This is a genomic window from Nonomuraea sp. B19D2, from assembly GCF_040137845.1.
Taxonomy (GTDB): domain Bacteria; phylum Actinomycetota; class Actinomycetes; order Streptosporangiales; family Streptosporangiaceae; genus Nonomuraea.
The window spans coordinates 1-18,902 of sequence record NZ_JBEFAK010000035.1; the positions used below are offsets into that span (position 1 = coordinate 1).

The following is an 18,902-nucleotide window of genomic DNA, read 5'->3' on the forward strand; positions in this document are numbered from 1 at the left end:
TCTCCAGGTCACACCACGCCGCCGCGCTGCCGCTGATCGAGGAGATGGACAACCGCGTCGAGCTGGCCCGCTGCCATGCCCAGCTCGGCCGGGTGGCCGCCGGGCTGGGCGACTACGCCGCGGCCAGGAGCCACATCTCCGCCGGCCTGGACCTGAGCAGGCGGATGGGCCAGCGCAGAGGCGTCATGCGCGCGCTCGTGGCGCTGTCCGCCCTGGCGCGGGCCCAGGACGACCTGGAGGGCGCGGTGCTGGCCGGCTCGGCGGCCACCGCGCTGCGCGAGTCCATCGGGCAGTTCGGCACGCCAGGCCGCGTCCAGGAGCTGCTGGTGCTCGCCCGCTCGAAGCTCGGCGCGGGGCGGGTGGCGCTGCTCTGGGCCAAGGGCGCGGAGCGGCCACCCGAGGAGGTGGCCAGGTGGGTGCTCGAGGGCCAGGCCGCGTACATCCTTTCGCAGCCGGGCACACCTGCTCAGGAGTCGGCGCCGTACGGCCGGCTGACCGCGCGGGAGCAGGAGGTCGCCGCCCTGCTCGCCGGCGGCCTGAGCAACCGCGGCATCGCCCAGGAGCTGGTGATCAGCCCGGCCACCGTGGCCCGGCACATCGCCAACATCATGGAGAAGCTGGACTTCGACTCGCGGGCGCAGATCGCGGTGTGGGCGGCCGAGCACGGGGTGGACGCGGGGCGAACATAAGCTCCTATCCATGCCCTTCGCGCCCAACTTCCCCGTCATGCTCAGGACCGACGACGGGGTACGCATCGACGCCGCGCACACTCCCCCCAGGCGCACGCGAGGGAGCGCCGTCGCCTGGACTGAGGAACGCAGGGAGCGTAGCGACCGGAGTGACGAGGGAAGGCGACGGCACGGAAGCGACCGAGCCCGCCTCTGCGGAGCGGAGGCCATGAACACGGGGTTGGTGCTGGCACATGGGTTCACCGGGTCGTGGCGGGAGCGCAGCGCGCGGCGCATCGTGCACGTGCTGAGCGAATACGGCGGTGTGGTCGCCTTCGACTTCCGCGGCCACGGGCGCTCCGGGGGCGAGACCACGGTCGGCGACCTGGAGATCCTCGACGTGGAGGCCGCCGTCAGGCACGCCCGCGTGGTCGGCTACTCCAAGATCGCGCTCGTGGGCTTCTCCATGGGCGCGGCGGTGGCCGTGCGGCACGCGGCGCTGCGCGGGGGCGTGGACGCGGTGGTGTCGGTGAGCGGCCCGGCCCGCTGGTACTACCGCGGCACCAGGCCGATGCGGCAGGTCCACTGGGCCATCGAGCGGCCGCTGGGCCGTTGGGCGGCCAGGATGGCCAAGCGCACGAGGATCGCCCGCGGCCAGTGGGACCCGATCCCGATGCCGCCGCACGAGGCCGCCGCGCTCATCTCGCCGACGCCGCTGCTGATCGTGCACGGCGACGCCGACACGTTCTTCCCGCTCGACCACCCGCACCAGCTCTACGCGGGCGCGCGCGAGCCCAAGGAGCTCTGGATCGAGCCCGGGTACGGGCACGCGGAGTCCGCCGCGACCCCCGATCTCATTCGCAGAATCGGCAAATGGATCGCATCGAACCTTTCGTGAGTTAAACGCGTCTATCTAGGACGGAAAGAAAGAAACCGCCGGGAGAAAGTCTCTGGGGAAGGAAACCGCCGTCGCGGTGGACGTGAGACATACTTCCGGCAGCGGGATCTGTACCTAGCGTTGCGGGGGCGCGCTGGGTGCACGTTCCGCAGCAGAAGGGCCTCGTGGCGTCGTGCCACGAGGCCCTTCGGATGAGCTCAGCCGAGCCGCGCGATCGACTTGTACTCCAGGTAGCCGTTCAGGCCCTCGGGGCCCAGCTCGCGGCCGATGCCGCTGGCCTTGTAGCCGCCGAAGGGCGCGTTGGTCTCCAGCATGAAGCAGTTGACGCCGTACGTGCCGGTGCGGACCTGGCGGGCCACGTCCATGCCGCGTTCGGTGTCGGCCGTCCAGACCGTGCCGGCCAGGCCGTAGTCGCTGTCGTTGGCGATGCGTACGGCGTCCGCCTCGTCCTCGTACGGGATCACGGCCAGGACCGGGCCGAAGATCTCCTCGCGAGCGATGCGCATGTCGTTGGTGACGCCGGCGAAGACGGTGGGGGAGACGTACCAGCCGCGGTCGTGCGGGCGGTCGAGGCCGCCGACGACGACCTTGGCGCCCTCGTCCATGCCGATCTTGATGTAGCCCTCGACCCGGTCCTGCTGCCGCTTGGCCACCAGCGGGCCGATGCCGGTCGACGGGTCGGCGGGGTCGCCGACGGGCTGGGAGTTGACCATGCCGGCGATGGCCTCGACGACCTCGTCGTAGCGGTTGCGCGAGGCCAGGATGCGGGTCTGGGCCACGCACGCCTGGCCGTTGTTCATGAGGGAGGCCATGGACAGGAAGCCCATGCTGGCGGCCAGGTCGGCGTCGTCCAGGATGATCGCGGCGGACTTGCCGCCCAGTTCCAGGCTGACCCGCTTGAGCTGCTCGCCGCAGATGGCCGCGATGCGCCGGCCGGCGGCCGTCGAGCCGGTGAAGGCCACCTTGTCCACGCCGGGGTGGGAGATGAGGCGCTCGCCGACCTCGCGGCCCGCGGCCACGATGTTGAGCACGCCCGCCGGGAGGCCCGCCTCGAGCGCCCACTCGGCCAGCAGGTACGCGTCCAGCGGCGTCTCGGGCGCCGGCTTGAGCACGATGGTGCAGCCGGCCAGCAGCGCGGGTGCGACCTTGGTCATCGTGACGAACTGGGGCACGTTCCACGGCACCACGGCCGCCACCACGCCCACGGGCTCCCTGCGCACGGTGGTCGGGCCGAACAGCCCCGGCCGCTGCTCCTCCTGTTCGAACGTCCTGCCCAGCTCGGCGTAGTACTGCAGCATGCCCAGCGGCTGGGGCGCCTGGGCGAGGTTCGAGAACGTGATCGGCGAGCCCATCTCCTCCGTGATGAGCTGGGCCATCTCGCCCTGCCGCTCGTTGTAGATCGCGGCCAGCCTGCCGATCACCTCGGCCCGCTCGGCGAACGTCAGCCGCGGCCAGGGCCCGTGGTCGAACGCCTCTCTCGCGGCCGCGACCGCCCGCTCCATGTCCTCGGCCGTGCCGTCGGGCACCCGGCCGACCACCTCCTCGGTGTGCGGGGAGACGACGTCAATCGTTCCGGTGCCCGCTGGGGCCACCCATTCGCCCCCGATGAACAGCGTGTCGTGCTGGCGCATGTCGTGAGCCTCCTGCTTGACCGAATGCTTGCTTGCCTTCGGGACGCCTCAAGGTGACCGAACCATGTTCTGTCCGGACACGCAAGAGGGGTGCGGCATGGCGTGCCGCACCCCTCCCGGGCCCTAACCGAGCAGATGCCGCATGGACCGCTTGACGAGGTCGGCACGCGTGGCCGGGTCGGTCACGCTCTCAGCACCGAATCCCAGGTAGACGGTGTCCTTGGTGACGATGCCGGCCCCCTCCTCGAAGACCTGGTCCGTGCGGAACCAGTTGTTGATCGACGGTGAGGTGCCCTCGGGAGGCGCCCCCACGGTCCAGCCGCCCAGGTCCGACTCGAACGAGGTCTGCTCGGCCGTCGCGCCGTCCAGGGTGAGCGTGAAGTCGTCCAGGAAGACGCCCGCGCCCTGGGTGCCCCAGTCGCTGAGGTAGGAGATGGACAGCTCAACCTTCTTGCCCGCGTACGGGGTCAGATCGACCTTCCACTGCTGCCAGCCGCCAGAGTTGCCGGAGGCCGCGTTCCACGAGCCGGAGGTGCCGGTCGGCTCGCAGTTCGGGCCCTGGTAGCGCTGGGTGAACGGGTGGATCGCCCGCCAGCCCGCGCCGCCGCTGGGCGGATCGCAGCTGCTGCCGGTCTCCTGGGTGGTGTGCCCGTTGGCGTCCGGCAGCGTGGTCCAGTCGTCGCCGCCCGCCGTGCGCGCCTCGACCGTCAGGAAGTCCCAGCCGCTCTCGGTGTTGTACGAGGTCCAGAACGACAGGTCGCCACCGCTCTTCCCGGTCAGGTCGATCGTCTTGGTCAGCCGCTTCCACGAGACGTCGGCGATGCCGCTGTAGACGTCCCATGTGCCGGTGTGCGGGTCGAACGGGCCGCCCGGGCGTGCCCACTTGACCTGCGCGGAGCTCGCGAACAGCGGGAACCGGTCGGCGGGCAGGATGGCCGAGGTGGCCACGAACGAGTTGGTGTGGCCCGGCTCGATCGTGGCGTCGAAGCCCTCGAACGTGCCCCCGTGGCCCTGCAGCGCGAACGGCTGTCCGGTGCTGTGGTCCGTGCCCGCGTCGTCGAAGTAGACGTACGCGCCCAGCCAGTACTGCTGGAAGTCGTTGAACACCGGGATGCACGGCGGGTCGTCCGGGACCGTGCACTCGGGCTGCGCCGGCTGGTCGGGCTGGTAGTAGTAGGCGCCGTTGTTGTTGGCCGCGTACGACGGGTACTTGCCGGCGTGCAGCAGCTTGCCGCCCTCGTTCAGGTAGTCGCGGACCGCCAGCTCGGTGTCCACGCCGCCCTTGGAGGTCGTGCCGCCCACCTGACCGGGCGATCTCGGGATGATGTCGTCGCCGGTCTCCCACACCACCGCCTTGTAGTGGCTGAGCACGCCGAGCGGGTGTGGGGCCTTGCGGCCCGCCTTGTCCATGTCGTACACGTCCGAGGTGTAGCCGGCCGCCTGGAGCGCGTCGGCGTACTCGTCGGCGTACTTGGCCTCGGTCGCGCCCTGCGCGGGGCTGAGGCCCGTGACGTCCTCGGCGGCCAGGATCAGCACCTTGCCGCCGATGTCAGTGGCGACGGTGTAGGTGAAGTCGGCGCTCTTCGTGCCGATCGAGCTGAACCAGACCTTCACCTTGTCACCGGGCTTCGTGCCGGTGATCTTGCCGCGCAGCCGGTGGTAGTAGCGGTTGTAGCCCTTGCCGTAGCGCTCGCCGCCGTTCCACTCCGAGGTCAGGGCCGTCCTGGTACGGCCGCCGTTGACCTGGTAGTTCAGGAAGACCGGGCCGAGCTTGCGCTTGGCGTTGACCTGGACGACCTGGTCCTTGCCGTGGCTGACCTCGAACGGGTCGATCTCGAAGTCGGGGGTGGTGTTGCCCAGGTGGTTCACCGGCTCGACGGGGTTGACCGCGGACCTGGCCACGTCGAGCGCGAACGGCAGGCCCTTCTCGAACTCCGCCTGCACCAGCGCCTCGTCGTCGGGGAAGACGAACCCGCAGCCGTCGCAGCCCTCGTTGAGCTCGGGCGTCCACGACAGGGTGCCGTACTGGAAGTGCGCCTGGTCGTTGGTGTCGCCGTTGGTGGTGTACAGCTCGGCGCCGAGGTCGGGGTCGAACCCGGGGATCGCGGGCTTGGCGTCGTTCCCGGTGAGCGCCTCGTAGATCGGGTTGTCGGCCGTCTCCGTGGCGATCTGCACGCCCATCGGGTAGAGCAGCAGCGGGCCGTAGGAGTGGTAGTTGAGCTGCATCTCGAACCGGACGCGGCTGAGCAGGCCGATCATGGCCTTGGTCTCCGGCTCGCTGGCCGGGCCTGTGCCGCGGTAGGTCTCGCTGCTCGGGATGCTCGACGAGCCTTCCTCGTCGTAGTGGAAGTTCGTGGGGAAGTTCCGGTTCGGGTCGACGCCGTCGCCGACGGTGATCTTGCCGTCGCCGTTGTTGTCATGCAGGTTCTTGCGCCACAGGCGGTTGCCCTCGGTGAACGTGAAGTCGTACCCGTCGGGGTTGGCCACCGGCACGAACCACAGCTCGGTCTTGTTGAGCAGGTCCCTCAGCGTGGCCTTGTTCGCGACCACGTACTTGAGCAGCCGCATGTCCACCTCAGTGGCGATCCACTCGCGGGCGTGCTGGGTGGCGGAGTAGAGCGTCGAGGGCTTGACGCCGTCGGGCAGCAGCCGGGCGCCCGTGGTGACCTTGACGGCCAGGATGTCCTGGCCCTTCAGCGACTTGCCGATCGACTGGAGCTTGACGATGTCCTTGTTGGCGTTCGCGATGGCCTTGAGCTGGTCGGCGATGCCGCCCGGCGCGGAGTAGGACTTCCAGACGGTGTAGCCGCCCGCCGCCTGCGCCTTGGCGGCCTCCAGCTGGGTCTGGCCATGCGGGTTGCGTACCGGCTCGGGTTCGTGGCCGAGCTTGCGCAGCGCGGCCAGGTCCGTCTGGGCGGCGGTCAGCTCGATGTGCTCCTTGCCGCCGTCAATGTGCTGCTGGACGACGTCGAAGCCCTTCTCCCTGAGGGCCTGGGCGGTGCCCGGCGGGCTGTCGAGCTGGTAGAGCTCGATGCGGTCGCCGGCCGGTAAGGGATCCACGGACGCTTGCGCGGTCGTGGCCACGATGGACGTGCCTAAGCCGAGGATGACGGCGGCGGCGAGGGTCAATGATCGAGACACGGTCTGTCTGCCCCTTCGCAGAGACGAGTTCGACCGCCATCTCAGACCGTTGGAGCGATCTATACAAGGCCCAATCTTTAGCTGCTCCTTAATTCGGACAAATCGCCCGAAATTTCGCCAAAGGTGCGGCAGTTCGGTCGTTCGGATGACAGGAATCAAGATCATCTTCTATAGTTTCGGTCCGTCTATGAGGGAGGGGACGGGTGTGAGAATCTGGCGGATCGCCGGTCTTGTCGCCGTCCTCGCCGGGCTGCTCGGCCTCCCCGCGTCGCTGCCGGCCGCGGCCGATCCCAGCCCGGGTGACCTGCGAAAACTCACCAAACAGGCCGCGCAGCTGGAGAAGCGCTACCGCGGCCAGATCCAGAGCCTGGAGGAGATCAAGCTCCAGGTGAAGAAGGCCACCACCACCTCCGGCGCCCTGCAGGCCCAGCTCAAGGAGGCGCAGGCGGAAGTGGGGCGCATCGCGCAGACCGCGTACATGACGGGCCCTCTTGACACCTTCCAGCTCATCGTCCCCAACGCCGACCCGTCCGCGCTGCTGGGGCAGGCGGCCAACATGAGTTACATGGCCGAGGAGCGCACCCGGCGCGTCGAGAACGTCAAGAAGCTGATCGAGAAGTCCAAGGAAGCGAAGATCGCCGCCAACGACAAGATCGAGAAGCTGCGCAAGGAGATCAAGAACCTGCAGAGCAAGCAGCGCGAGGTCGAGAAGCTGCTCGCCAAGTACGGCTTCCAGCAGCCCGGCGGCTCCGAGGGGCTGACGCAGCGCATGATCTCGGTGCGCGCCGCCATCATGCAGAACTTTCCTATGAAGTACGGCGTTGGCTGCCTGCGTCCTGGCGACCCCGGCGAGCACGGGAAGGGCCGGGCCTGCGACTTCATGATGTCGAGAGGCGGCACCATGGCCGCCGGGACCGACGGGGCCCGCGGCGACGCCCTGGCGGATTATCTGATCAAGAACGGCGCCCGGCTCGGCGTCATGTACATCATCTGGAAGCAGCGGTACTACGACATCCGGTCAGGCGGCGGCTGGGATCCGATGTCGGACCGCGGCGGGATCACGGCCAACCACTACGACCACGTTCACGTGTCGGTGTTCTGAGCCCTCAGGAAGTCCCGCAACCACCGGTAGGACGCCTTCGGGGTGCGGCGCTGGGTCTCGAAGTCCACGCGTACGAGGCCGAAGCGCTGGTGGTAGCCCTCGGCCCACTCGAAGTTGTCCAGCAGGGACCAGACGAAATAGCCCCGCACGTCCACGCCCTCGGCCATGGCCCGGCGCATCGCCCCGATGTGGCCGTCCAGGAACTCGATGCGGGCGCCGTCCTCGACCGTGTCCTCGGTGGAGCAGCCGTTCTCCGTGATGAGGACGGGCGGGAGCGCGGCGCCGTACCTCTGCTTGAGGCCGGTCAGGAGCTCGCGCAGGCCGTCGGGGACGACCGGCCAGCCGAACGCGGTGGTGGGGTAGCCGGTGATGCCCGAGTCCGAGAAGGGGAGTCCTGCGTCGGTGGGGGCGGCTATGCGGGTGGGGTTGTAGTAGTTGATGCCGAGGGCGTCCAGCGGGGTGGCGATGATGTCGAGGTCGCCGTCCCGGAGGAAGTCCAGGGCTGGGGTGTATGCCGACAAGTCTGGATATTTGCCGAGAAGTATGGGGTCGTTGAACAGGCGGTTGTGGAGGATGTCGTACGCGTCCGCCGCCCTGAGGTCGGGCTCCTGCTGCGAGGCGGGCCAGACCGGGGTGCAGTTGTTGGTGATGGCGACCTGGCGGGCGCCCGCGGCCCTCAGTGCCTGTGTGGCCAGTCCGTGGGCCAGGAGCTGGTGGTGGGCGACTGGGAGCGCGTCCGTGAGGAGGGCCTGGCCGGGGGCGTGGATGCCCATGGCGTATCCGTAGGCCATGTGCACGAACGGCTCGTTCAGGGTGATCCAGAGGGGGACGCGGTCGGCCAGCCGGTCGGCGACTGCGGCGGCGTAGTGCGCAAACTTTTCCGAAATTTCGCGATTCAACCACCCGCCGCGATCTTGCAGCGCCTGCGGCAGGTCCCAGTGGAACAGCGTCGGCACCGGCTGGATGCCGTTCTGGAGCAGCGCGTCCACCAGCCGCTCGTAGAAGTCGAGCCCCTTCACGTTGACGGGCCCCTCGCCTTGGGGCTGGACGCGCGGCCAGGCGATCGAGAAGCGGTAGGCGTTCACTCCGAGGCCGGACATGAGCTCGATGTCCTCGCCCCACCGGTGGTAGTGGTCGCACGCCACGTCCCCGGTGTGCCCGTCCCGGGTGCGGCCCGGCTCGTGGGCGAAGGTGTCCCAGATGGAGACGCCCCTGCCGTCCTCCTCGACGGCGCCCTCGATCTGGTACGCGGCCGTGGCCGTACCCCACAGGAACATCCCGGCTCCTCCCTGTCCGACGCTTTCGTGGCGAACTTTACCTGCGGGTAATAGGTCAGGATGGGGGCATGACGAGTACTTTGCGCCGCCGTCCCGCCCAGCGTCGGAGCGTGGAGCGGGTGGAGCGGATGCTCGACGAGTGCGCGCTCCTGCTCGACGAGGTCGGCTACGAGGCGCTGACGACCAAGGAAGTGGCGCGCCGGGCCGAGGTCCCGATCGGCACGTTCTACCAGTTCTTCCAGGACAAGCAGGGGCTGGTGCGGGCGCTGGCGCGGCGCAACCTCGACGCCTTTCTCGCCCGGATCATCGACCGCATACCCCAGGCCGACCTCGGGCACTGGACGGACCTGGTCGACCTGGCCATCGACGAGTTCGTCGACATGAAGCGCACCACGCCGGGGTTCGCGGTGGTGGATTTCGGCGAGATCCTCCTCGCACCCGGCGGACCCTCGGTCGAGGGGAGCCGGCGAGCGCTGGACGGGACGCAGGAGAACAACGTGGTGGTGGCCGAGCGCCTGCGTGCCCTCACCCTCGAACTCCTGGACGCCCCCGTGGGCCCGGGGCTGGATCGTGCGCTGCTGGTGGCGGTGGAGGCCGCGGATGCGGTGCTCAAGCTGGCCTTCCGCGCGGATCCCCGCGGCGACGCGCTGCTGATCGCCGAGTGCAAGCACCTCGTCCGCCGCTATCTGGCCGACCACCTCCCGTAACCCGGCCACAACGGGGCGCCCGAACGGGGGTCAGGAGGCGGTGTTCAGGCGGGTGCGCAGTTCGGGGTCGAGCTTGCAGTCCGCGGCGCCGATGGCCTCCTCCAGCTGGGCCATCGTCGAGACGCCCACGATCGGCACGATGCCGTCCGCCACCAGCCAGGCCAGGACCACCTGGTTCGGGGTGGCGCCCAGCTCGTCCGCGACCTCGCGCAGCACCGCGAGCCGGCGCGTGGTCCCAGGGTGCTCGTAGATCTCCGGAATCGGCCGGTCGGGCCGCGTGTACGAGCCGAACATCAGCGTGTTGTACGCCCACAGCGTCACGTCCGGCTCGGCGGCCAGGTAGTCGAGGGTCTCGTCCGAGGCCAGCCGGTGCCCGCCCTCAGAGAGCTCGGTGAAGGGCCGCGGCCGCAGGTACGTGTGGCGCAGCTGGATGGAGGTGTAGGGGGTCCAGCCGCGGGCGGCCGACAGGCTCCTGGCCCGTTCGAGGCGCCAGGTCGCGATGTTGCTCGCCCCCGTGCTGCGGATCTTGCCCTGCTGGGCGAGCTCGTTCAGCGCCCCCAAAGTCTCCTCCAGCGGGACGGACCGGTCTTCGATGTGCGACCAGTACAGGTCGATGTAGTCCGTCCCCAACCGCTTCAGGCTGCCCTCGGCGGCCTTGGCGACGGCGGGTGCGGAGAGACCCTCGGCAGAGTCCAGGGTGTTGTCGCCGGGCACGGTGGGCCGGGCGCCGCCCTTCGTGCTGATGAAGATCTCGTCGCGGTTGCCGCGGGCGGCCAGCCACGCCCCGATGGCCAGCTCGCTCTCGTCGCCCGACCGGCCCTCCACCCAGAACGGGTAGTTGTTGGCCGTGTCGAGCATCGTGCCGCCGGCCTCGTGGAACCGGTCCAGGATGGCGAAGGTGTCCCGCAGGTCGACGGCGGTGCCGAACGGAATCGTGCCGAGTGCGATGTTCATGATCCCGACTCTGCGGGCTGGAGTGCGCTCCATGTCAAGCCGTTGACCTGGAGTGCACTCCAGGTGGGATGCTAAGAGCCGTGAGCGTGTACACACCTGCGGAAGTCGTCGAAGAGACCGGCTTCAGCCTCGACACCCTGCGTTACTACGAGAAGATCGGCCTGCTGGAGCGCGTCGGCCGCAACGCGGCCGGGCAGCGCAGGTTCAGCCAGGAGGACGTCGGCTGGCTCGGCACCCTCCGGTGCCTGCGTGACACGGGCATGCCCATCCGCCAGATGCAGCGCTTCGCCGAGCTCGTACGCGCGGGAGACCACACGATCCCCGACCGGATCAAGCTCCTGGAGGAGCACGACCGGCAGGTCCGGGCACAGATCGACAATCTCACCGAGCGGCAGCGCTACATCCGCAACAAGATCTCCTACTACCGCAGCATCCGCTAGCCCCGCCTTTGCGGTCCGGCTGTTAAACCGAGATCCATGGCCGGATCGAGGGCGGAGCGGATCAACGAGTCGCTGCGCCGCGTCGCCAAGCTCTGCTCGGCGATGCTGTTCCTCGTGCTGACGCACATAACGCTCATCCAGGCGTTCGGCTCGCGCGCGCTCAACGCCGACCGCAGGAACGAGCGGCAGCTGATCGACAGGTTCGACCATCCGCGCGGCGACATCCTCACCTACGACGGCACGCCGATCGCCACGAGCCGCCCGACCCGCGCCGGCCCGTACCTCTACCAGCGGTTCTACCGGGACGGCGAGCTGTACGCCGCCGTCACCGGGCACATGTCGCTCTACCGCTCCACCGGGATCGAGGAGGCGCGCGACGGGGTGCTGTCCGGGGAGGACGCCAAGGTCAAGGTGCGGTCGCTGGTCAGGGACGGCGCCGTGGAGGGGGCGGACGTCCGGCTGACGATCAGGGATCGGGTGCAGCGGGCCGCGTACGAGGGGCTCAAGGCGACGGGGCTGCCGGGGGCGGTGGTGGCCATCGACCCGGCGACCGGGGCGATCCTGGCACTGGCCACCTATCCGACGTACGACCCGAACGCCTTCGGCACCTTCGACCCGGCGCGGCTCGCCGAGACCTCGCGGCGACTCGGGCAGGATCCGTCGCGGCCCCTGCTGAACCGCGCGCTGAACCGGCTCTATCCGCCCGGGTCCACGTTCAAGCTGGTGACGGCCGCGGCGGCGCTGGCCTCCGGCGAGTACACCCCCTCCGCGCCGGTGGACGCCCCCGTCCGGCTGCGGCTCCCCGGGACCTCGACGTTCCTGCAGAACGCTGGTGGCGGCGGATGCGGGGACGCCCGGCCGACGCTGACGTACGCGTTCCAGGTGTCCTGCAACACCGCGTTCGCCAACATCGGGCTCCAACTCGGGCAGGACCTGCTCAGGGACCAGGCCGAGGCGTTCGGGTTCAACGCGCCGAGCCTGGCGGTTCCGCTGGTCGCGGAGGTGAGCCGGTATCCGCTCGGCATGAACAGGCCGCAGACCGCCCTGTCGGCGATCGGGCACCACGACAGCCGGGCGACGCCGCTGATGGTCGCCATGTTGTCGGCGGCGGTGGCCAACAACGGGGTGCTGATGCGGCCGTACCTGGTGCAGGAGGTGCGCCTGCCGGACGGGTCGGTCATCGACCGCGCCGGCCCCGCGGTTTACCGGACGGCCGTCTCGCCCGCGGTGGCCAGGAACCTGGTGGCCATGATGACGACGGTGCCGCGCGCCGCCGCCTCCGGCGGGTCCGGGGTGGCCCTTCGGCGGGCCGCGGAAGCCGCGTCGAAGGTCATCCCGGGGACGGACGACCACGCGGTCATCACCGCCTTCGCGCCCGCGAACGCGCCCGAGGTGGCGGTGGGGGTCGTGCTGGAGCATCCGGGGCCGCGGGCCGACGCGGTGACCACGATCGTCCACGACGTCATCGCGGCGGCTCTGGAGTGAATGTGCCCGCGGGCACTGACAGTTCTCCACGATTACATCTGGGCGCGTGGCGTAGTTGGTGACACACTCACAGTGATGCTGCGATCTGCTGACTTCAGCGACTTGCCGGCCGAGCCCAACGCGTTCGTGGGTCGGGAGTCCGACCTTGACGAGCTCGTCCACCTGATGCGTGTGTCGCGTGCCGTGACCCTGTGCGGCGCGGGCGGCATCGGGAAGACCCGGCTGGCCCTGCGGCTGGCCGACAGGGTCGCCTCCGGCCACCCGGGCGGCGTGTGGCTGATCGAGCTGGCCGACCTGGAGAAGGGCGAGCTGAGAGGCTACGTCGCCGCCGCGCTCGGCATCGCGGGCGACCTGGCCGAGACGATCGGCGGGCGGCGCGCGCTCCTGCTGCTCGACAACTGCGAGCCCGTGATCGGCGAGTGCGCGGAGCTCTGCCGTGACCTGCTCGGCGCCTGCCCTGGGCTCACCGTGCTGGCCACCAGCAGGGAGCCGTTGCGCGTGCCGGGCGAGACGGTGTGGCGGGTGCCGCCGCTGTCGGTGGGCGGGGCGGAGAGCGAGGCCGTGCGGCTGTTCGTGGCCAGGGCCACCGCCGCCAGGCCCGACTTCGAGCTGACCGACGAGACGCGGCCCCTGGTCGTGGAGCTGTGCCAGGCGCTCGACGGCCTGCCGCTGGCGATCGAGCTGGCCGCCGCCATGGTCAGGGTGGTGTCGGTCGGCCAGCTCGTCGAGCGGCTCGACGACCGGTTCAGGCTGCTGGCGGGCGGCGCGCGTACGGCTCCGGCCCGGCACCGCACGCTCAGGGCCGCCGTGGACTGGAGCTATCGGCTGCTCACCCCGCAGGAACGGCTGCTGCTGCGCCGCACGGCCGCCTTCCGCTCCTCGTGGACGCTCGACCTGGCCGAAGCCGTCTGCTCAGGACCGGGGCTGCCTGAGGAGGACGTGCTGCTCAGGCTGTGCGATCTGGTGGACAAGTCGCTGGTCGCCCTGGACGGTGAGATCGCCGGCCAGGCCCGTTACCGGCTGCTGGAGACCGTGCGCGAATACGCGCTGGAGCAGCTCGCCGAGTCCGGCGAGGAGCCGGAGCTGCGGCACCGGCACCTGACCGCGATGGCCGCGATGGCGGCCCGGTTCAAGGAGGCGATCGCGCCGGGTGCGCGCACGTCGTGGCCGGTGATCGAGCGGTACGTGAACCTCTTCGACGCGCTCAAGGCCGAGCTCGGCTCGGCCTGCGACTGGTCGATCGCCATCGGGCAGCCGGAGACCGCGCTCGGCCTGCTGACCGACATCCGCTACCTGCTGGTCGGCAGCGGCAGGAAGCTCGACGTGACCGAGCGGCTCGACCGCCTGCTGGCGCTCGGCGCCCCGCTGGTGCGGCCGGAGCTGCGCGGTCAGGCCACCATCCTGCGCGGCGAGCTGGCGCTGGCGGCGGGCGACCTCGAGCTGGCCACGCGGTGCACGCGTGCGGGGCTCGATCTGTGCAGATCGGTCAAGGACGGGTACGGCGAGGCCATCGGCCTGATCGTGCTGGCCCAGCTCACCGGCCAGCCCGACACCCTGTCCCGCGCGCTGGAGCAGGCCAGGCAGTCCGGCGACCTCATCCTCGAGTCGCTGACCCAGGGCACCAAGGCCCAGATCAGCCTGCACCACGGCCGCCTGCACGAGGCACAGCGCGCGTTCGAGGAGGTCCTGGCGATCAGCGAGGATCTCGACAACCACGTCGGCCAGGCCTTCGCCCACATCGGGCTCGCCCAGGCGGCCAGGCGCTCTGGCGATTCCGCGAGGGCCAAGCGGCACTACGAGTCGGGGCTGCGGCTGCTGCGGCACGTGGACGCCAGGCAGCAGATCGTCAGCTGCCTCGCCGGGCTCGGCAAGGTGGCGCTCGACCAGGGCGACCTGGTGGAGGCCAGGGCACGGCTCACCGAGGCGCTGGTGCTCAGCCGTGACGCGGGGCTGCGTTCCGGCATCGCCAGGCGGCTGGAGGAGTGGGCGATCCTGGTCACCGCCGAGGGCGACCACCGGCGCGCGGTCCTGCTGTCCGCCGCCTCGGTCGCGCTGCGCGGCCGGCAGCCGGGCGCGCGTACCGAGGACGTCCTGCGCCCCGCCCGGGCGGAGCTCGGCGAGGCCGTGGTCGGCATGTTGTGGGCGGAGGGCACGGGCATGACCGCCGAGCAGGCCGTGGCGTGCGCTCTCGACGGCACGCTGCCCGAGCGGCCCGCCACGCCCGTCATATCGGTCCACCAGGACAGCAGGCTTACGGCCAGGGAACGCGAGATCGCCGAGCTGATCGCCAGGGGGCTCAGCAACCGGGCCATCGCCGACGAACTGGTCATCAGCCCCGCGACCGCCGCCCGCCACGTCGCCAACATCCTGTCCAAGCTGGGCTTCTCCACACGTACACAGATCGCCGCATGGGTAATCGAGAGCCGCTGACCCGTACACCTCTCTACACATCACAGTGCAGGCCCGGCTACACCCTCTAATGGCGATGTCAGCGCATGTGCTGCCCCCGTCTGCACACTTACCGTTGCTACGTGTGATCGGCCGTGCGGGTAGCGGCCGATCGATCGCGGACGTCACGCGTCCGCACGGAGCCGGGCCTCCTCGGAGGGGTGGGGGCCCGGTTCCGGGCGCGTGACTGCGGGCTCGAGTCGCGCAGGGCTCGGGCCCGCCCGCCGGAATGCACATCGGCCTACATACATCAGTCGATGCTGGGCTCGCCGGGGCGGCCGTAACTTGGCGGTCATGAAGCCCACCGCCTCGACCACCGGCACCGTGATCCACGAGGTGTTCCGCCAGGCCTACGAGCGCGGCGAGCGGCCGGCGCTCGTCGATCTGCGCGGCGGCCACGTCTACGGCTACCGGAAGCTGGTGACCGAGGTGACCAGGGCCGCCTCCGGGCTCGTACGCAGGGGCGCGCGGCGCGACCAGGTGGTGGGGGTGCACGTCTCGACGGCAGGCGCGCAGACGCTGGCCGTGCACACGGTGCTGGCCGCGGGCGGGGTGGCGGCGCCGATCGACCCGGCGCTCGGCGCCGGCGAGATGGCCGCCCGGCTGCGGGAGTGCGACGCCCGCACCCTGATCACCACCCCCGACCTGGCGGAGACGGCGGTCCGGGCGGCCGACGAGTCGCGGGTGCGCCAGGTCGTCTCGCTGGGCACGGCGCTCGACACGATCGACTTCCGCGGGCTGCTCACGCTGGAGCCCACCGCGCTGCCCGTGCTCGACGCCAAGCGCCAGGACGCGCTGCTGACGGCGGACGGCTGCCGGATGTCCCACGCCGACCTCCTGACCAGGATGGCCGAGCTCGACCTTCCGGTCCGCCTGGCCGAGTCCGACGTCGTGCTCACCACGTGGCTGCCCGACGGCGGCTGCGACCTCGTGGCCCTGGTCGGGCTCGGCGTCTCCAAGGGCGCGCTGGTGGTCGCCGCGGGCGGCGGCGATCTTCCCGGGACCAGCTACGACTTCAGCGTCACGGTCGTGACCAGCCCGGAGGGCGTGCTGGAGCGCATCCGCTGACCACGCGGAGCCGGCCGGTCACACGGTGGCTCACACGGTGGCCACGTGGGCGAGTGGCTCGCCGCGTACGTAGCGGGCCACGTCCGCGGCCACGATCGAGGCCGCCTTCATGGCCGTCTGCTTGCTGGCCCCGGCCAGGTGCGGAGTCATGATCAGGTTGGGGGTGGTGAGCAGGCGCGAGCCGGCCGGGATGGGCTCCTCGGGGAAGACGTCCATCGCGGCGCCGAACAGATGGCCCGACTCCAGCGCGTCGCACACGGCGTCGTAGTCGAGCAGCGCGCCCCTGGCGCAGTTGACCAGGACCGAGCCGCGCGGCATGGCGGCGATCTCAGCCGCGCCGATCATGCCGACGGTCTCGGGGGTGGCGCGGGCGTGCAGGGAGACGAAGTGGGAGCGGCGGAGCAGCTCGTCCAGCTCCACCTTGCCGGGCACGTCCACGTACGGGTCGTAGACCAGCACGTCCGCGCCGAAGCCCTCGAGCATGCGGGCCACGCGGGTGCCGATGGCGCCGTAGCCGACCAGGCCGACCGTGTTGCCGTCCAGCTCGGGGCCGACGTTGTCGTACATGTAGTAGTCGCCCCGCCAGACGCCCCCCGCCAGGTCGTCGTGCGTCTGGGGGATCCTGCGGGTGGCGGCGAGCAGCATGGCCAGGGTGTGTTCGGCGGTGGCCACCGCGTTGCGGCCGGGTGCGAACGTCACCGCCACGCCCGCCTCCTTGGCCGCCTCCAGGTTGGCGTTCACGGGGCCGCCCCGGCTCACGCAGAACAGCCGCAGGTCAGGGGAGGCGTCCAGGACACGCTTGGTCAAGGGGGCCATTTGGGTCACGCAGACCTCGACGCCGCGCAGCGCCTCGATCAGCTCGTCCTCCACGTCCGAAGCCTCGTCGACCTCGCCCACCCGACCGAACGGCTCGACCGGCCACGGCAGCGTCAGCTCGCGGATGTCCACCTCGCCGGGGACCTCGCGCCTGAGCGCGTCGATGAGCAGGCTGTTCCGGACGAAGTGGTCACCTGCGGCAAGGACTCGGATGGTCAACGAACGGCTCCAATCGGGGAGTTGTACTGCAGCATCGCGGCCCGCCGCCCAGCGCGGAGTCGCACCTCGGTCAGGGCGCAGTTGTCCAGGCGCGGGAACAGCCGCCGGTACTCGCCGAGCGGCACGCCGATGAGACGGCACAGCGCGAGCCGGATGGCGGTGGTGTGCGCGACCACGAGCACGCGCCCGTCGGCGTGGGCGGCGGCGATGTCGTTCAGGGCGGCGACGAACCGGTCGGCGGCCTGGTGCGGGTCCTCGCCGCCGGGCAGCGGGTGCTCGGCGGGGTCGGACTCGAACGCGGCGCGCGCCTCGGGGAATCGGGCCGCCATCTCGGCGGAGGTCAGGCCCTCGCCCGCGCCGAAGCCCAGCTCGCGCAGCCTGGCGTCGGTCTGGAGGGCGACGCCCGCCTTGGCCGCGCCGGCGGCGGCGGTGATCTGGGCGCGGCTGAGCGTGGACGCCCAGACGGCCGACAGCCCCGCCTGACCGGCCCACTCGGCGAGCTGGGCGGCCTGGGCGTGGCCGCGCTGGGTCAGGTCGATGTCGCTGATTCCGGCGTAGCGGTTCTCGGCGTGCCAGACGGTCTCGCCGTGGCGTACCAGGACGAGGTCGGTCATCGGTTGGTCCTCTCGCGCGCGTGTTCCGCGGCGGCCGTGTCGAGCCAGCCGCGCCGCTCCAGCTCCGTGACGAAGCGCAGGTACGCCTCGGTGAGATCGGTTCCTGACGGGTCGACGACCGCGCGGGTCCTGATCATCGGGCCGGGGTCGCCGGCCGCCAGGACGGCCATGCCCAGGGCGGGCTCGGCGTTCTCCCGCAGCGTCACGGGACGTCCCAGGACGTCCGCCCGGAGCTGCGTCCAGTACGCGCTGCGGGTGGCGCCGCCGGTCAGGATGAGCTCGCCGTCCACGGGAGCGCCGAGCAGGTCGAGGTAGTCGATGCAGAGGCGCTCGACGAAGGCCGCGCCGAGCAGGATCGCCGCGTAGCGCTCGACGTCGTCGGCCGGGCTGCCGAGCGTGAACCCCTCGGCCTCCGGGGCGTCGAACGGGAAGCGCTCGCCACGCGACACCAGCGGGTACGTGACGCTCCCCGGCGGGCCGGGGCGGGCGGCGGCCTGGGCGCTCAGGGCGTCGAGGTCGCGGCCCGGCAGGTCGCGCGTCAGGACGCCCGCGCCGGTGCTCGACGCGCCTCCGGGCAGCCACGAGCCGTCCGGCGCGCGGTGCGAGTAGACGACGCCGAGCGGGTCGTGGATCAGCTCCTTCGTCACGCCCTTGAGCACCAGTGTCGTGCCCAGCACGGAGTTCCAGCTGCCCACCCGGTTGGCGCCCGCGCCGAGCTGGGCCGCGCACCCGTCGGTGGTCCCGGCGACCACCGGCGTGCCCGCGGGGATGCCGGTCTCCTCGGCGGCCGCGGCGCAGACCACGCCGAGCCGGGTGCCGGGCCGCACGACCTCGGGCAGGATCTCCGCGGGCACTCCCAGCGCGTCCATCACCTCGAGGGGCCAGCGCTCCTCGATGAGGTCGACGCCGGTCTTCAACGCGTTGCTCAGGTCTGTGGCCACCTCGTGCCCGACCAGCCGCCGGTTGACGAAGTCGCTCTGGTGGGCGAGCCGGGCGCCTTCGGGCGCGTCTGCCAGCAGCCAGAGCAGCTTCGGCAGCGCCCAGTTCGGCTGCATGCGCCGGTAGCCGAGCCGCTCCCAGACGGGCGCGCCCACCTCGTTGGCGCGCCCGGCGTCGGCGCGGCGGTCGTCGTACATGAGCGCGGGCGTCAGAGCCCGGCCGGAGGAGTCCGTGAGCAGGATCGTTCCAGAGGTCGCGTCGACGGCCACGCCGGCCACCTCGGACGCGGGCACGTCCCGCAGCGCCTCCCGGGCGGCGCCGGCCAGCTCGCGCCACCACTGCTCGGGGTCCTGCTCGTGGCGGGGGCCGTCGCGGTGGCTGGTCAGCGCGCGGCTGGCCGTACCGACCACCTGGCCGTCGTCGGCCACGGCGAGCACCCGCACGCTCTGCGTCCCGAGATCGACACCGATCCACACGCTCATGCGCCCTCCTTCG

The 18,902-nt window shown here is 71.0% G+C and carries 15 protein-coding genes; 8 read left to right on the forward strand and 7 right to left on the reverse strand.

Going from position 1 to position 18,902, the window contains the following annotated elements; all coding sequences use genetic code 11:
- On the forward strand, positions 1-689 hold a 689-nt coding region (locus ABN273_RS42410; protein ID WP_349455119.1), incomplete at its 5' end, for a helix-turn-helix transcriptional regulator.
- 10 nt (positions 690-699) lie between these two features.
- The gene (locus tag ABN273_RS42415) at positions 700-1,566 is read left to right on the forward strand and encodes an alpha/beta hydrolase (RefSeq protein WP_349455120.1); all 867 of its coding nucleotides are present in this window, start codon (positions 700-702) and stop codon (positions 1,564-1,566) included.
- A gap of 197 nt (positions 1,567-1,763) precedes the next feature.
- Here ABN273_RS42415 and ABN273_RS42420 read toward each other — a convergent pair whose 3' ends face one another.
- Both ABN273_RS42420 and ABN273_RS42425 read right to left on the reverse strand, forming a co-directional pair.
- Positions 1,764-3,197, reverse strand: a complete 1,434-nt coding sequence (locus ABN273_RS42420; RefSeq protein WP_349455121.1) for an aldehyde dehydrogenase — start codon at positions 3,195-3,197, stop codon at positions 1,764-1,766.
- A 123-nt stretch (positions 3,198-3,320) separates the two neighbouring features.
- The gene (locus tag ABN273_RS42425) at positions 3,321-6,338 is read right to left on the reverse strand and encodes a M14 family metallopeptidase (RefSeq protein ID WP_349455122.1); all 3,018 of its coding nucleotides are present in this window, start codon (positions 6,336-6,338) and stop codon (positions 3,321-3,323) included.
- Between the two features lie 205 nt (positions 6,339-6,543).
- On the opposite strand from ABN273_RS42425, the gene ABN273_RS42430 reads away from it, so the two are divergent.
- Positions 6,544-7,440: a coiled-coil domain-containing protein gene (locus ABN273_RS42430; RefSeq protein WP_349455124.1), complete on the forward strand. Its 897-nt coding sequence runs from the start codon at positions 6,544-6,546 to the stop codon at positions 7,438-7,440.
- Here ABN273_RS42430 and ABN273_RS42435 read toward each other — a convergent pair.
- Entirely contained in the window at positions 7,422-8,717 is a 1,296-nt protein-coding gene (locus tag ABN273_RS42435; protein WP_349455126.1) for a GH1 family beta-glucosidase, read from the reverse strand. The genes ABN273_RS42430 and ABN273_RS42435 overlap by 19 nt on opposite strands.
- A 68-nt stretch (positions 8,718-8,785) precedes the next feature.
- Between ABN273_RS42435 and ABN273_RS42440 the strand changes: the two genes are divergently transcribed.
- Complete coding sequence (locus tag ABN273_RS42440) at positions 8,786-9,424, forward strand: TetR/AcrR family transcriptional regulator (RefSeq protein WP_349455127.1); 639 nt, start codon at positions 8,786-8,788, stop codon at positions 9,422-9,424.
- A 30-nt stretch (positions 9,425-9,454) separates the two neighbouring features.
- On the opposite strand, the gene ABN273_RS42445 is transcribed toward ABN273_RS42440, so the two are convergent.
- A complete protein-coding gene (locus ABN273_RS42445) occupies positions 9,455-10,378 on the reverse strand; it encodes an aldo/keto reductase (protein ID WP_349455129.1) in 924 nt (307 codons plus the stop codon).
- A gap of 80 nt (positions 10,379-10,458) precedes the next feature.
- On the opposite strand from ABN273_RS42445, the gene ABN273_RS42450 reads away from it, so the two are divergent.
- The 4 genes from ABN273_RS42450 to ABN273_RS42465 all read left to right on the forward strand — a co-directional run bounded on the left by ABN273_RS42450 (position 10,459) and on the right by ABN273_RS42465 (position 15,819).
- The gene (locus tag ABN273_RS42450) at positions 10,459-10,818 is read left to right on the forward strand and encodes a MerR family transcriptional regulator (protein WP_349455130.1); all 360 of its coding nucleotides are present in this window, start codon (positions 10,459-10,461) and stop codon (positions 10,816-10,818) included.
- A gap of 36 nt (positions 10,819-10,854) precedes the next feature.
- Positions 10,855-12,303, forward strand: coding sequence for a penicillin-binding transpeptidase domain-containing protein (locus ABN273_RS42455; protein ID WP_349455132.1), 1,449 nt, complete (start codon positions 10,855-10,857; stop codon positions 12,301-12,303).
- Positions 12,304-12,378: 75 nt separating this feature from the next.
- Positions 12,379-14,733 carry an ATP-binding protein gene (locus ABN273_RS42460; protein WP_349455133.1) on the forward strand — a complete coding sequence of 785 codons (2,355 nt, stop codon included), beginning with the start codon at positions 12,379-12,381 and terminating at the stop codon, positions 14,731-14,733.
- 312 nt (positions 14,734-15,045) lie between these two features.
- Positions 15,046-15,819, forward strand: a complete 774-nt coding sequence (locus ABN273_RS42465; protein ID WP_349455135.1) for an AMP-binding protein — start codon at positions 15,046-15,048, stop codon at positions 15,817-15,819.
- 30 nt (positions 15,820-15,849) lie between these two features.
- Here the strand turns inward: ABN273_RS42465 and ABN273_RS42470 are convergent, their stop codons facing one another.
- Genes ABN273_RS42470 through ABN273_RS42480 form a run of 3 tightly spaced genes read right to left on the reverse strand, consistent with a single transcriptional unit; the run spans position 15,850 to position 18,889 of the window.
- The gene (locus ABN273_RS42470; RefSeq protein WP_349455136.1) at positions 15,850-16,854 is read right to left on the reverse strand and encodes a 2-hydroxyacid dehydrogenase; all 1,005 of its coding nucleotides are present in this window, start codon (positions 16,852-16,854) and stop codon (positions 15,850-15,852) included.
- Positions 16,851-17,468: a histidine phosphatase family protein gene (locus ABN273_RS42475; protein WP_349455137.1), complete on the reverse strand. Its 618-nt coding sequence runs from the start codon at positions 17,466-17,468 to the stop codon at positions 16,851-16,853. Before ABN273_RS42475 ends, ABN273_RS42470 begins: the two co-directional genes overlap by 4 nt.
- Positions 17,465-18,889 carry an FGGY-family carbohydrate kinase gene (locus ABN273_RS42480; RefSeq protein ID WP_349455138.1) on the reverse strand — a complete coding sequence of 475 codons (1,425 nt, stop codon included), beginning with the start codon at positions 18,887-18,889 and terminating at the stop codon, positions 17,465-17,467. Before ABN273_RS42480 ends, ABN273_RS42475 begins: the two co-directional genes overlap by 4 nt.
- Positions 18,890-18,902: the final 13 nt, after the last annotated feature.